10 protein-coding genes are annotated in these 14527 nt (G+C 47.7%); 7 read left to right on the forward strand and 3 right to left on the reverse strand.

Going from position 1 to position 14527, the window contains the following annotated elements; translation table 11 throughout:
* Positions 1-63: 63 nt before the first annotated feature.
* From pepP to ACMCM8_RS03470, 6 genes are all read left to right on the forward strand, one after another.
* Positions 64-1377 carry a Xaa-Pro aminopeptidase gene (gene pepP / locus ACMCM8_RS03445; protein ID WP_412725486.1) on the forward strand — a complete coding sequence of 438 codons (1314 nt, stop codon included), beginning with the start codon at positions 64-66 and terminating at the stop codon, positions 1375-1377.
* Between the two features lie 116 nt (positions 1378-1493).
* Positions 1494-2786, forward strand: a complete 1293-nt coding sequence (gene ubiH, locus ACMCM8_RS03450) for a 2-octaprenyl-6-methoxyphenyl hydroxylase (protein ID WP_412725488.1) — start codon at positions 1494-1496, stop codon at positions 2784-2786.
* Positions 2773-3945, forward strand: a complete 1173-nt coding sequence (locus ACMCM8_RS03455; protein ID WP_412725490.1) for an FAD-dependent monooxygenase — start codon at positions 2773-2775, stop codon at positions 3943-3945. Before ubiH ends, ACMCM8_RS03455 begins: the two co-directional genes overlap by 14 nt.
* 123 nt (positions 3946-4068) lie before the next feature.
* The gene (locus tag ACMCM8_RS03460) at positions 4069-5814 is read left to right on the forward strand and encodes a M28 family metallopeptidase (RefSeq protein ID WP_412725492.1); all 1746 of its coding nucleotides are present in this window, start codon (positions 4069-4071) and stop codon (positions 5812-5814) included.
* 3 nt (positions 5815-5817) lie between these two features.
* Complete coding sequence (locus ACMCM8_RS03465) at positions 5818-6693, forward strand: EamA family transporter (RefSeq protein ID WP_412725494.1); 876 nt, start codon at positions 5818-5820, stop codon at positions 6691-6693.
* Positions 6694-6716: 23 nt separating this feature from the next.
* Positions 6717-8021, forward strand: a complete 1305-nt coding sequence (locus tag ACMCM8_RS03470) for a M24 family metallopeptidase (protein WP_412725496.1) — start codon at positions 6717-6719, stop codon at positions 8019-8021.
* On the opposite strand, the gene ACMCM8_RS03475 is transcribed toward ACMCM8_RS03470, so the two are convergent.
* The 3 genes from ACMCM8_RS03475 to ACMCM8_RS03485 form a co-directional block, all read right to left on the reverse strand.
* Positions 7999-8853, reverse strand: coding sequence for a LysR family transcriptional regulator (locus tag ACMCM8_RS03475; protein ID WP_412725498.1), 855 nt, complete (start codon positions 8851-8853; stop codon positions 7999-8001). The genes ACMCM8_RS03470 and ACMCM8_RS03475 overlap by 23 nt on opposite strands.
* 134 nt (positions 8854-8987) lie before the next feature.
* Entirely contained in the window at positions 8988-10478 is a 1491-nt protein-coding gene (locus ACMCM8_RS03480; protein ID WP_412725500.1) for a tryptophan halogenase family protein, read from the reverse strand.
* Between the two features lie 8 nt (positions 10479-10486).
* The gene (locus ACMCM8_RS03485) at positions 10487-11515 is read right to left on the reverse strand and encodes a LacI family DNA-binding transcriptional regulator (RefSeq protein WP_412725502.1); all 1029 of its coding nucleotides are present in this window, start codon (positions 11513-11515) and stop codon (positions 10487-10489) included.
* 219 nt (positions 11516-11734) lie between these two features.
* Between ACMCM8_RS03485 and ACMCM8_RS03490 the strand changes: the two genes are divergently transcribed.
* Complete coding sequence (locus ACMCM8_RS03490; protein ID WP_412725504.1) at positions 11735-14461, forward strand: TonB-dependent receptor; 2727 nt, start codon at positions 11735-11737, stop codon at positions 14459-14461.
* Positions 14462-14527: the final 66 nt, after the last annotated feature.

Raw genomic sequence — 14527 nt, forward strand, 5'->3', positions numbered from 1 at the left:
CATAGCGGTAAGTAAACACGTTCACTATCAAGCACTTTTCCACTTCTTCGGGGTTTATAACTTATGATAAGTGCGCAAGAATTTATTGCACGACAAGACAGATTACTCGCACAATGCCAGCCTCATAGTGTGTGTATTATTCCTGCGGCCTCCTTGGTAACGCGTAGTCGAGATACCGAATATCTGTTTCGTCAAGACAGTGATTTTTGGTATCTCACTGGCTTTGAAGAACCCAATGCCTGGCTTATTTTGTCTAACCATCCCCGCTATGGAGAGCGTTATCGCGCCATGGTAGTGCAGGAAAAAGACAAGAGTGCAGAAATTTGGCAGGGCAAACGACTAGGCGCAGAAGCGGCTCTAGCGCGTTTTAGTCTTGATGAAGCCTTTGAGTTACAGGAGCTGGAAGAGGCGCTTCTCGAATCTATTCAAGGGCATGAACACGTCTATTATGCGCTGGGTTGTCATGCTCAGCACGACACCCTGTTTAAAGATGCGCTCACTACGCTAAGGGAGGCGCCTAAAGAATCTCTAGCGCCTAAGGCTATTTTCGATTTACTGCCCATTTTGCACGAAATGCGTTTATTTAAGTCAGCCTGTGAAGTGGCAGTAATGAAAGCCGCCGCAGAGATTACTGCACGTGCACACAAGCGCGCAATGCAATTTGCTACCCCGGGTTGTTTTGAATATCAGTTAGAAGCTGAAATTCACCACGAATTTGCCATGGCAGGCGCGAGAGCACCTGCATACAGCACCATTGTGGGAAGTGGGAGTAACGGATGCATTTTGCATTACACACAAAATAATGCCCAAATAAAAGACGGCGATTTGATCCTGATCGATGCAGGTGCCGAATATCAGGGGTATGCTGCTGATATTACGCGTACATTTCCAGCCAATGGTAAATTTACCTCAGCGCAGCGGGATATTTACGCCCTTGTATTAAAAGCGCAAAAAAGTGTATTAGACAAACTCGCACCAGGCGTAACCTTGACCGAAGCTATGCTTCATAGTGCTGAAATTATTACCCAAGGGTTGATTGACCTGGGTATCTTAAGTGGCAGTATGGCGGACAATCTCGAGCAAGAGCGTTGGCGTGACTATTACATGCATGGCGTGGGTCACTTTATTGGTCTGGATGTTCACGATGTTGGTAACTACAAGAGTGACGGGGAAGACCGACCGCTGAAACCTTCAATGGTGATCACTGTCGAGCCCGGTATCTACATTAGTGAAGACAGTGATGCGCCTGAACAATATAAAGGCATTGGCATCCGGATTGAAGATGATGTAGTGATCACCGCAACAGGCGTAGAAGTATTAACCGCTGATGTGCCAAAAGAAATGGACGAAATAGAGGCATTAATGCGCGCTAAGTAATGCAGCGCATACCCTTAGCGTACAAATGAGAGTGCGAGCACAAAGTACATGAATAACCATGAGAGTACTCAGTGTTATTGGCCAGGTCAGTATAAGAATTATAGTGAGAACATTGCGTGAAAACGGTAGATGTGGTGGTTGTTGGTGGTGGAATTGTTGGCACTGTTTTAGCCAAAGGATTGACTGAGCAAGCTGGCCTAAGTACTGTGCTCATCGATGCGACATCACCCAGTGAAAACCCCACCGCCAAGAGTGACTTCAACCCCTTTACCGACACGCGGGTTATTGCATTGGCAAGACGTACGGTAAGTGAATTAGCTGACCTTGGTATTGCCGTTGACGATCTGGCAAAGCATTTACACGGCGAACGGCCGCCCGCGATAAAAAGTATCGAAGTAAGTGACAAGGGCCATTTTGGACTGATAGACCTAAAAAGCGATGATTTTCATATCGATGCGTTTGGACAAGTCGTGGCGCTAAGTGCGTTAACCCGACTGGCGATAGATGCCAGTAGCGAATATGACTATCTGGCTCCCGCGACAGTTACAGCGGTTTCACAGAACAAAAAATCCATCGAGGTTACTCTTGATAATGGCGAAGTTATCAGCACCAAATTAGTGGTACTGGCAGATGGTGGACGCTCACCGTTAGCGCAACACCTAGGTATTACCAAAACGACCCGTGATTATCAGCAAACTGCCATTGTGTTTAACGTGCATACCCAGCTTCCCCATCATAATAAGGCTTATGAGCGATTTACGGCATCGGGTCCTTTGGCATTTTTACCCTTTGACAGTGAAATTGCTGGCAATCATGCACAAGGTAATGGTTTTTCGGTAGTGTGGACGGTAGCGCATTGCGATGCTCAACGACTCATGGACATGGACGACAAGGCATTTTTAAGCGCATTGCAACAGGCATTTGGGTATCGTCAGGGCACAGTATTGCGGGTAAGTGAAAGGGCGAGTTATCCCTTGGCAATGACTACGGCCAATGCCGTGGTTGCCCATAGGGCGGTGGTAGTGGGTAATGCTGCGCAAGCACTACATCCTATTGCTGGGCAAGGATTTAATTTAGGGCTTCGCGATATTTGCACGTTAATTAACGTGGTAAGGCAGGCAAAAAATAACGCGACAAATGATGAATTTGACGCAGGAGCATTTGCTATCACCCATGCATATGCCACACAACGTCAACCCGACCGAGACAAAACGGTGTTCTTAACGGATTGCTTAGTACGTGCCTTTTCCAACAACGACTTGCCTTTTGTGGTCGGGCGAAACCTGGGTTTATTGGCGTTTGGCTTAATACCCGGTGTGAAAAATGCCTTCGTTAAGCAAACCACAGGTTACGGTGAAGGTACTGCTGACCTAATAACACGAGACAGAAAAAATTATGCAACACGTTGATATTGCCATTGTTGGTGGGGGAATAGTGGGGCTTACCCTTGCCGCCGCGCTTAAGCAAAGTGAATTGAGCGTGGCAGTCATTGACAAGAACGCCTGTTTTCAACCTTTATCTGATAAACCCTCAGCGCGGGTCAGTGCTATTAATCAGGCTAATATCGACGCCCTTGAAAAACTGGGTGTCTGGCCCTTCGTGGAAAAGGACCGATTGCAGGCTTACACCGCCATGCACGTATGGGACAAAGACAGCTTTGGCGATATTCACTTTTCCTGTGACGACATGAACCAACCGGCGTTAGGTGTCATCATGGAAAATCAGGCATTGGTAAATGCATTGTCTGAGGCGGTCTCTCAACAAGCCAATGTACAAATGCTCACCACAGGCATCGAGCGAATGCTGACGGGGCCGAACCAAACCATGTTGATGCTAGATAATAACGATGTACTGAGCTGTCGACTGGTGGTGGGGGCAGATGGCGCTAATTCGTTTGTGCGCAAACAGGCGGGCTTGCCCATCACGTTTAAAGATTATGAACACACCGCCATAGTGGCCAATATTCGCACCAGCGAGCCTCATCAAAATGTGGCCCGGCAGGCCTTTACACCGACAGGGCCCCTTGCCTTATTGCCAATGGCAGACCCCTATGTCTGCTCGATAGTGTGGTCTCAACGCAGCGCTCACGCCAGCGAACTTATGCAATTAACTGACGACGCCTTTACGCACGCCCTGACCTCGGCCTGCCAAAGTGTACTGGGTACGGTAACATTGGAAACAAAGCGCGCAGCGTTTGAACTTACTATGCGTTATGCCCGAGCGTGGGCCAAAGACGGCGTAGTGTTGGTGGGCGATGCTGCACATACCATTCATCCATTAGCGGGACAGGGGGCGAACTTGGGTATGCAAGACGCCCTCGCGTTGGCTTCATTGCTAAACGAACTTGTGTTATCTGACAAAGATATCGGGCTTCACAAGCACCTTCGTCCTTATGAGCGCAGCCGTAAAACCGAAGCGGTAAAAATGATAGCGGCCATGGACGGATTTAAATATTTGTTCGATGGCAATGATCCGGTGAAAAAGCTCATTCGCGGCATTGGGTTGTCAGCCACTGATAAACTGGGCGCATTAAAGTCTGCCTTTGTGAGTCATGCCATGGGGCTTTAGCAAATGTCAGCGCCGTGGGGCAATTTCAGCCATCACATTAGTAGGTTGACCGATTCACCATTGAGTCGCTAGCGTGTAAAGGATACCCTCGGGTATCCTTTTTTGTTATTCAGAGCCAGTTTTATGCGCCAACCTCTTTTTAATTTTTTCGCCGCGCTTTGCTCCGCTAATCGTTTAAACCGGGCAGTGGTGATTGCGGGAGTTGCGGTATTTGTATCGACCTTCAGTGTTAGCACACAGGCACAGCCACTAGTACAGTCACAGACGACTTTGGGCAATCCATCTCATTTTGAAAAACCGTTAACGGTAGATTTGTCATTGTACAGAAAGCACGCTAACACCCTAGCCAGTGATGAATTTGAAGGGCGCGGTCCATTGTCTGAAGGAGAAACGAAAACCGTTAATTATCTCGTTTCTGAATTTAAAAAGTTAGGGTTAAAGCCAGCCTTTGGCAACAGTTACACCCAAGCGGTTCCGTTGGCAAAAATCACGCCTAGTAATATGACAACCTTAGACATAGGGGAGTTAACCTTTTCACAAGGTAGCGAGTTCACCGCCCGCACTCAGCGTATCGAAAACGCTTATGCATTGAACAACAGCGACGTGGTTTTTGTGGGCTATGGCATCAATGCCCCTGAATACAACTGGAATGACTACCAAGGTGTAGATGTGAAAGGAAAAACCGTGGTGGTGTTGGTTAACGACCCCGGGTTTGCGTCAAAAGACCCCAATTTATTTCAAGGTAACGCCATGACCTATTATGGGCGATGGACCTACAAGTATGAAGAAGCAGCCAGACAAGGGGCTGAAGCGGTATTCATTGTTCATGAAACCATGCCAGCAGGTTATGGGTGGGGCGTGGTAGAAAACTCTAACACCAATACCAAGTATACGCTGGTTGACGAGAACAATAACGCCTCGCAGGTGGGTGTAATGGGGTGGCTGCACCTTAACGCTGCCAGAGCGCTATTTAAGCAAGCAGGGTACGATTACAGCGAATTGAAGTCTCGTGCATTGCAGAAAGATTTTCAGGCTATCGCATTAAACACCAAAGCCAAGTTAGGTTTTGACAATGTTATCGAACATGCGCAATCACAAAACGTGGCTGGAATACTTGAAGGTCACAGTAAACCGGATGAGTGGGTCATGCTTCATGCGCATTGGGATCATCTGGGAAAAGCGCAGAAAAATGGTCAAACCATTATTTATAATGGTGCCGTAGACAACGCATCTGGCGTAGCCGGTATGCTGACGCTGGCAGATACGTTTGTGCGCGAGCGAGCGCACTTAGATGGCAATAAAAATACCGGGGGAACGGCACGTACCTTAATGTTCAGTGCGTTTACCGCTGAAGAAACTGGCTTATTAGGGGCGGACTATTTTGCTAACCATCCGCCCATCCCCACGGATAAAATGGTGGCCTTTTTAAATATTGATGGCATGAACGTCAACGATGGCGTTGACTACATATTACAATACGGCAAAGGCTATTCTTCTATAGAAGATGACCTCGCGGCAATGGCGGCGACGCAAGGCCGTGTAGTGAAGATGGATCCCCGTCCTCAAAATGGCTTACTGTTTCGTTCAGATCACTTTGCGCTGGCAAAACAGGGAGTGCCTTCCATGCTGTTTATGAGTTTAGGCGATACCGACCCAAGCTTTATTGCCAATCGCTATCACAAGGCTGACGACGATTACCTAAGTAGCTGGACGTTAGGTGGAGTAGAGCAAGATCTTTCGCTTATCGGCAATATGATGACGCACTATGCAAACGGCACCATGTGGCCTTTTTGGAAGCGCGATTCAGACTTTAAACACAAGCGGGAGCAAGTCCGTCCTTCTGCTAACCAACGCAGTGTGACCAAGTAATCGATGGAGTGGGTATTATTCACATTGGGCGCTGTGGTATTGCAAACCTTGCGAAATGCACTACAAAGCAAGTTGAGCGCCCATGTGGATACATCGGGAGTCACCCTATCGCGATTTGTGTTAGCCCCTCCGGTGGCACTTGTTTATCTACTGTCGCTCAATTCAGCTCAACCACAAACCAGTCCCACATTTTCCTATGATTTTGTGGCAGTGGTCGTGTGTGCGTCGTTACTTCAGATAGCCGCTACCGCGTTTATGATCACCTTATTTAAACAGCGAAACTTTGCCATTGGGGCGGGGCTGGCAAAAAGTGAAGCGCTGGTGGCCGGCGTCTTGGGTATGCTGTTTTTTGGCAGCTACCTTACGTTACTCGGTTGGGCCGGTATCCTAGTTGGCGCAGTGGCAGTATATCTTTTGAGTACCCCAATGGGGATAAAGGCACTCAATAGCAAAACCCTGTTAATTGGGTTGGCGTGTGGTAGTTGTTTTGCGCTGACATCACTATTGGTACGTGAAGCAAGCCATATGCTCAATGTGCCTCATTCTCATGGGGCAGCTTGGGTATTGCTTTGGGTGTTGTGTATACAAAGCTTAACCTTGTGTAGCTATATTGGCGTGACTAAACCTCAGGTGTTTCGACAGTTACTCAATGCAAAAAAACAGGTGGCGTTAATCAGTACTATAAGCTGTCTGGGGTCGGTATGTTGGTTTACCGCAATGGCCTTGCAGCACGTTGCACTGGTCAAGACGCTGGGGCAGTTAGAGGTACTTTTAACGCTTATTCTGGCGCATTTTTGGTTTAAAAATACGGTATCTAAGAAAGAAATCATCGGCCTCTTGCTCATCTCTGTAGCCGCCGTCATGGTAATGTGGGCATAACAACAAACCATAGGAAATGGGGTATGAACAAACGACACTTTTTGAAATTAGCCACGGCAGGTATGGCCCTGGCTCCTGCATTAGCGCCTAAATTAGCCTTTGGTGGCACTCATCACAGTACTTCAGCACCAAGCGATAAAACGCCATTAACTGACATTACGTTGGATACGCAGCCGATTAGCGTAGCTGAGCGAAAGGCACGGATCAGTAAAGCTCAGGATTTAATGGCAGCTCACAAAATTGATGCGTTGCTTATTGAACCCGGTGCTGCAATGGATTATTTCTCTGGTGTACAGTGGTGGCGCAGCGAGCGTTTAACTGCGCTAATCATTCCACAAAAAGGCGATATTGCTGTGGTTACCCCGTTTTTTGAAAAGCCCAGTGTGTTGGAGTCACTTAAATTAGGCGACGATGTGCGCGTGTGGCAGGAGCACGAAAGTCCCTTTGAGGTTGTCGCAAAAGTGCTTAAGTCACGGGGGATCACAGGCGGTAAAATTGGTTTTGAGAACACAGTTAGATACTTTGTCGTATCCGGTATGTCAAACGCGTTACCCGCGATGGAAATTGTTCCTGCCGAGCCCGTCACGTTGGGTTGTAGAATGTATAAAACGGCCACCGAACTTAGCCTGATGCACAAGGCCAACGAAGTAACGCTAAACGCCTACGCTTATGTCTTCAGCCAGCTTAAAGAGGGGATGAGTCAACAAGAGGTGAAAGCCCTAATGAATTCGGCGCAAGCCCAATTAGGTGGCAGTAATACCTGGTGCCTTGCGTTGTTTAACGACGCCAGTGCCTACCCTCATGGTACAAATGCCCAGCAACGTATTCGCGAAGGCTCGGTAATATTGCTTGATAGCGGTTGTAGCGTTCACGGGTATCAAAGCGATATCAGTCGTACCTTGGTGTTTGGTAAAGCGTCTCAGCAAGTTGAAGACGTGTGGAATACCGTACGGGAAGGGCAAAATGTGGCGTTTGCCGCAGCTAAAATAGGCACACCTGCAGGGCAGGTGGACGACGCGGTGCGTGCTTTTTATACCAGTAAAGGGTATGACAAAGATTACGCCTTGCCCGGGCTAAGCCACAGAACTGGGCATGGCATTGGTATGGAAGGCCACGAAAGTGTCAACTTTGTGCGCGGCGAAACCACACCGCTTAACAAGGGCATGTGTTTCTCCAATGAGCCAGGGTTATATATTCCCGGTGAGTTTGGAGTGCGGTTAGAAGATTGTTTATACATGACAGACAAAGGGCCGACTTACTTTACTGAGCCGCCAGAGCGTTTGTCTGCCCCATTGGGTCGTTTAATTAAGCAGAATTTTTCAATCTGACTTTGAAAAATTCTGCTAGGGTTTTACTTATCACAGGGTGTTGCGTGTCCTGATTAAACAAGCAAATGTTAACCTTGCCCAGTTTCGGAAGGTGGGGGTGATTAAGGGGCGTCAGGTTGGCGGGCAAGCTTGACTTGGCAAGCGCGGTCACTCCCAACCCTTGTTGAATAGCGGCAACCAGCCCACCTAAATCCGCATTGGTGTAGGTTATTTTCCACGCAAAAGTTTGCTGTTTTAACTGTTCAATCACACGGCTTCGGTACATACAGCCATCGGGGGCAAGTACCAAGGGAATGTTGTTGCCCACCAGAGGATGCGCGTTGTCGCCCACCCACACTACATCGTCTTCAAGCACGACTTCGCCTTCGGTTTCTTCCTGCGGATTCACCAACGCCAGAATAAGATCGAAATGATCCCGTTGACTGGGGTGCAGTAAATCACGACTAAGGGCTGAGGTGACTTCTAGAGACACATCGGGGTAGCGTTTTGAAAACTCACCTATAAGGCCGGGAAGCAAAGTAGACGCGAATTCATTGGGAATGCCCAATCGCAAACGACCGCTAAGCGGTGCTGGCGTCAAACTACGGAAAATATTGTCGTTCAGTTCAAGTATCTCTTTGGCTTTGGGATACAACCAATTGCCATCCGTACTGGGAACGTGTCGCTGACCCACTTTGGTGAACAGCTTTCGGTCTAATTGGGATTCAAGCTTTTTAATCTGAAGACTGATGGCAGGCTGAGAACGCCCCAGAAAATCCCCCGCTTTGGCATAACCACCAAGCTCTATTACGCTCACAAACGTGCGTAGCGTATCTAAAGAAAGCTGCTTCATATTAATTAGGCTTTGTTATGAACAAGAGTGATTACATTATATTTATAAATGTATTGCTGCAAAAGCCCCTTGGTCGCGAGAATGAAAAAAGTTATCTAGGGGACTAGCGTCGCAGTTTATTTAGTTTACCTAGTTCATTTAACTATAGCGCCTTCAAGTGATTGCCACAGGGTATGTAGAGCAGCTTTATTGTTAGGCACTTGTGATAAAGAATGGTGTGAGAAACGCCGCATGCCGGCGAAAATGCAATACCAAGAGGGCCTTAAGTAAACTAACTTATTGTCTACCTCGTTAAGTGCCGCTTCAAAATTTGCGCCTTTGTCCCATGCGTCAAGCAGATAAGCGAGGGTGTCGGGTACGACAATATCTTTCCGGCAGGCTTGCCAATAGGGGGTGTCATCACGGGTATTTAAATAATAATGGGCAGCAATGTAATCCCGAATTCCATCAAACATGCGATTCATCTCAGCATTGTAATACTCTTGCTGATGGGTTTGGCCAAATTGCCAGCAATCTACAAATTGTTGCAGGGCGTATTGCACTAGCATCAATGCAGTGGCTTCTAGAGGTTCAATAAAGCCTTGTGAAAGTCCTATACATAAACAATTACCTTGCCAGTGGTGGGTCAACCGGCCAACGTCCATGCGAAGATGCCGTGCCTCGCCACATTGTGCGTCTGGCGGTAAACTCTCCCTTAACTCACGCTCTGCCTGAGATGGTGAGCAAAATTGTGAGCTATACACATATCCATTGCCGGTGCGATGGGTGAGAGGGATTTCCCACTGCCAACCACATTGTTTTGCAATGGAGCGGGTTTGCAACGCCTTGTGTGGACTCTTTAGTACTGGGCTTGCGATGGCCACTGCGGCATCATTAAACAAGGTGTCAGCATAACTGTTGAAGCGTCTGTTCAGCGCTTGTTTACCAAGCAACCCTCTAAAGCCCGAACAATCGATAAATAAATCGCCATCCAGTGTTTGCCCATCAGACAAGCGTAAATTAACAATGTCGTGGCCTTGGGTGTGTACCTGTTCAATCGTACCTATGTGGTGCTTAACGTCTTTTCTAATTGCATAGTGCTTAAGAAACTCACCCAGTTGGCCCGCGTCAAAATGGTAGGCGTAATCGATATTGGCCGAAGGTGATATAGCATTGGGTAAAATGCCCTTGTTTACCATTAACGCAGCGGTGAAATAGTGGGCGGGGTTTACGTCACCATAGTTCCCTTGCCTGTACTGATTCACTGTCTCGAAATACACGTCAGCGGTGGGGATGTCTAAAGCGGAAAAAAACGGATGGAAATACGCATCTTGGTCAGAACATAGTAATTTGCCCGATGGATCACGGGTGTGTGTCCAATGTTCGAAATTGATCCCCATCTTATAAGTGGCACTACTTGCAGGCATCCATTGCTGCTCGTCGACTCCCAGATAGTCAAAGAAGTAGCGTAGGTAAGGCGTTGACCCTTCTCCTACACCGACGGTGGGAACAGTAGACGACTCAAGTAAAGTGATTTGGGGGGCCGGCATTGTGCTTGTGTGTCCGGCAAGTTCAATAGCGCGGGCTAAATAACAGGCACTCATCCACCCTGCGGTGCCGCCTCCCACAATCACTATTTTTTGCACAAGAGCATTCATTGGAGATGCTCGGTAGAGGCGCGGATCACGAGCTCTGGTACAAATGTATGGCTTAGGTTTTCAGGGGCTGTCTTAGTTCGCTTCGCTCTTAGATACTGAATTAACGCTGCTGCGGCATGCTGTGCTATCTGGTTGGTGGGTTGCGACGCTGTTGTCAGAGGGGGGAATGTCTGACGAGAAAATGGACTGTTTTCGAAACCGGCAATGGCGATGTCTTGTGGTACATCTAGCCCTTTCATCCGTGCACCAAACAGGGTCCCTGCGGCAATTTCATCGTTACAGGCGAATACCGCTGTGGGGTGGGGTGACATGGCTAAAATAGTTTCAGCGCTTTTTACCCCCGTCTCAAAAGAGTAGGTGCCTTTTATAATACGCGACTCATCAATGTGAATATGTGCTTCACTAAGGGCGGCTTTATAACCGTTTAAACGTTCAGTGGTAGAGTTGTGAATTTCCTCACCCGCAATAAAGGCAATGTCGCGATGGCCTTGCTCAATCAAATGGCGAGTTATATCGAAGGCGGCTTTAAAGTCATTGACCAATACATAAGGTAAGGCTGAGGTAATCTGTCCGTCGCCAGATAATATGCGCACATAACTGATATTGTTTTCGTCTAATGTGGAAAGCACCGCGGGCATTTCTGATAACGGCGGCGATAAAATAAGACCCGCGAGTTGTGCGGTCTCCACCATTTCCACTAGTTCTTTTGCAATGTCTTTTGAGCTGGCGTCACAGGGGTGGATCAAAAGCTCGTAATGGTTCTTGCGACAGACATCCAATATGCCTTTTTGCATGTCGATAATATAATAGGCATTAGGGTTATCATAAACATACCCAATCACAGATGCCCCTTTACTGGCGAGGTGTCGGGCGGCCTTGTTCGGTGTGTATTTTAGTGTGGCGATGGCATCTTCAACGCGCTTTAGCGTGTCAGGCTTCACTGTGCCTTCTTTGTTGATCACGCGGGACACGGTTTTAATTGAGACACCTGCCATTTCAGCAACGCTTTTTATTGTTGCAGCCAAATTTTTTCTCACTCTTAAAATTGGTTTAAATTTCAACAATTAAGTAAGTAATATTACTTTTTTATTAAAAAAATAATTGCAGCCTCACAGGGTGTCCTGTAAGTTAACATTTAATGACAGCGTTGTCATCTTTTGGAAATGTCCCATATTTCAACGCCTGTCATTTTATTTTTTAATAAATGACAGCGTTGTCATTTTGGCTGAGAGAAGGTTAATACAATGTACAAAAACAAACAGAGTAAACTTACAAACAGTGTTCGCCTCGCCATTGCAATGGGCGCATTAACCAGCATTTCGGTGCCAGTTGTTGTCGCGCAAGAAGTAGGTGAAACAGAAATCATCGAAGTAACAGGGATCCGTGGAAGCCAAAAGGCCAACATCAATGCAAAGCGTTTTTCTGATGCTATTGTCGATGCCATCACAGCAGAAGACATAGGCAAATTCCCGGACAAAAACGTCGCAGAAACGCTGGCTCGTGTGCCAGGTATAACCATAGACAGAGATTTCGGTGAAGGTCAGGGGGTCACTATTCGCGGTGTTCAACCAGACCAAAACCTAACCCTAGTCAATGGTCAAGCTGTGGGTACCGGTCAATGGTTTGTATTGTCAGACGCAACGCGTAACTTTAACTTTGAGATATTAGCGTCGGAGATGATTGCAGGTCTTGAAGTGTATAAATCTTCTCAGGCCGATATTGATGAAGGGGCGCTGGGTGGTACGGTTATTCTTAAAACCCGCAAGCCATTTGATTTGGAAGCTAACTCTGGGCAAGTGTCTGTTGAGGGACAGTACGGTGATATTGCCGATGCGCTGGATCCCACTCTGTCAGGTTTGTACAGCTGGAAAAACGAAGACGAAACCTTTGGTATATTGTTTTCTGGCTCTTATCAGGAGCGAACTGTTGAACGGGAGACCAACGAAGATTTTGGCTGGTTCGGGCCGAGCATACCAAGAATAGATCCGCTTATTGAAGCCCCGGTTGGCGCCGACAGAAAAGGGGCCATTCCGTGGGGAATGGGGTCGGCGTTATTTAAACAGGATCGCGAGCGAATTGGTTTTGACGTTACTGCGCAGTGGGCGCCTACCGATAACTTTGACATGTCGGTACACTATTTATCCTCTACTTTAAAAGCAGACAATGTGAACTCTAACCTTATTGGTATTCCTTTTCGCGGCATTGCGTATATGGGGGAAGACACCAATACGGGGACTGTCAGCGCTGATAATGTGGTTGATTACCTAGACGTGGTTGGCGTGCCGCAACGTCCCGCCTGGGCGCGCTTTCTTGCTTACGACAATATCTATCGCGACGGGTCTGAAATGTCGACTGAAATTGTGGATATAGAAGGCCACTATTTAATGGGCGATGGCAAACTGCACTTTCAATTAGGCACGACGACAGGGGAAGGTGAGAACCGCGACTTCTTTACTGAGTTTTGGGCTGATGCCAGCGACCCTCGCGTTGCGTTCGACTTTTATAACCCAGGTGGTGATGCGCCTTATATCGACTTCACAACGTCAAGCCCCTGGTTAGCCAACCCGACAGATGAAATGTGGTTAGGGGGGATCTTCGATCAACTAAATGCCACCGAAGACAAAGAAAACTATGTGCAACTCGACTATGCATATTCCGTTGAATGGGGCGCAGTAAGCGAGATCAAGGCCGGCGTTAAACGCCGTGACAGAAGCTTTTCGCAATCCCGCTATAGAACCGATTTAGCCAATTTAGATCCGGTAGGCGCGGGAAGCTTAGGGCCGGCGTCAGCGTTTTGGACAGGCGACATGATCAATGTCTCCCACGACAATACCAACGCGGTCGCTGCCAGCTATTTCTTTCCAGATAAAAGCAGTATGTATAACGCGTTATATAACGCAGCGGAATGTACTGATGGTGATACAACCCTTTGCCGACGTAGCGACGTATTTCTTTCTGAGTCATCATTTGAAATTGAAGAAGACATAACGGCGTTGTATGCCATGGCGACATTTGGCGGCGAGGGCTTTAGAGGTAACGTAGGCTTGCGCTACGTGGAAACTGATTCAACGTCGAATGGTTTTGACTTAAATACGGGTCAAGCCGTGTCCTTTGACGGTGGCTACAACGAATGGCTGCCAAGCATTAACGTGTCGTACGATTTAACTGATGACGTGTTATTGCGCATGGCGGCATCCCGTGTACTCACACGTCCTGCGCCATTTCAACTTGCGCCCGCGGTCAACCTTACTCCCGAGACAAGTTCCGGCTCAGCGGGTAACCCTCAACTGGATCCCCTTACTGCTAACCAATTTGAGGTAGGCGCTGAGTGGTATTTCAGCGACGCATCAGTCGCGGCCATTACGGTATTCAAAAAGGATATTAACGACTTCATCTTTACCAAAACCGTCGCCCGCGAAATTAATGGTCAGCAAATAAACCAGCTCAGTACCCCGGAAAATGGCGGCTCCACCACCATTGATGGCGTTGAAATGCAAATTCAACACGTGTTCGACAATGGCTTTGGTGGCTACGCCAACTATACCTATACCGACGTTGCCGATGCTGAAGTTGAAGAAGCCGTCGCGGTTACCGATGACGATGGCAATATTGTCGGGGCGACACTTGCTTCGCGGTTTGTGAGCTTTCCAAATACCTCAAAAGACTCATTCAATATTGGGGTGTTTTACGAAACCGACCTGTATAGCGCGCGTCTAAATTATAACTACCGCTCAGAGTACTTTATTGCCCAGGCGGAAATTGGCGATCAATACAGAGATGAGCAATCTCAGTTAGATGCCCAGTTAAGCTGGAATGTTACAGAGTCTATTACGTTAAAAGCGGAAGCACTGAATTTAACCGATGAAATTTGGGAGAACTATTACGTGCGCTCAACCGACGGCAAACGGTTAGGGGGGACGCAAAGTGCAAACGGACGCCGCTTCTTTATTGGCGCCAGTATGAAGTTCTAACGCACAGACGTTAATAGGGTTAAAAGGTGAAATAGCAAACTACATCGCTATTTTCATAACACCAGC

Source organism: Alteromonas sp. D210916BOD_24 (assembly GCF_047159385.1).
Taxonomy (GTDB): domain Bacteria; phylum Pseudomonadota; class Gammaproteobacteria; order Enterobacterales; family Alteromonadaceae; genus Alteromonas.

Coding starts and splice junctions, on each gene's coding strand:
- pepP (WP_412725486.1), top strand. CDS start 64: ATGATAAGTGCGCAAGAATTTATTGCACGACAAGACAGATTACTCGCA.
- ACMCM8_RS03455 (WP_412725490.1), top strand. CDS start 2,773: ATGCAACACGTTGATATTGCCATTGTTGGTGGGGGAATAGTGGGGCTT.
- ACMCM8_RS03460 (WP_412725492.1), top strand. CDS start 4,069: ATGCGCCAACCTCTTTTTAATTTTTTCGCCGCGCTTTGCTCCGCTAAT.
- ACMCM8_RS03465 (WP_412725494.1), top strand. CDS start 5,818: ATGGAGTGGGTATTATTCACATTGGGCGCTGTGGTATTGCAAACCTTG.
- ACMCM8_RS03470 (WP_412725496.1), top strand. CDS start 6,717: ATGAACAAACGACACTTTTTGAAATTAGCCACGGCAGGTATGGCCCTG.
- ACMCM8_RS03475 (WP_412725498.1), bottom strand. CDS start 8,853: ATGAAGCAGCTTTCTTTAGATACGCTACGCACGTTTGTGAGCGTAATA.
- ACMCM8_RS03490 (WP_412725504.1), top strand. CDS start 11,735: ATGTACAAAAACAAACAGAGTAAACTTACAAACAGTGTTCGCCTCGCC.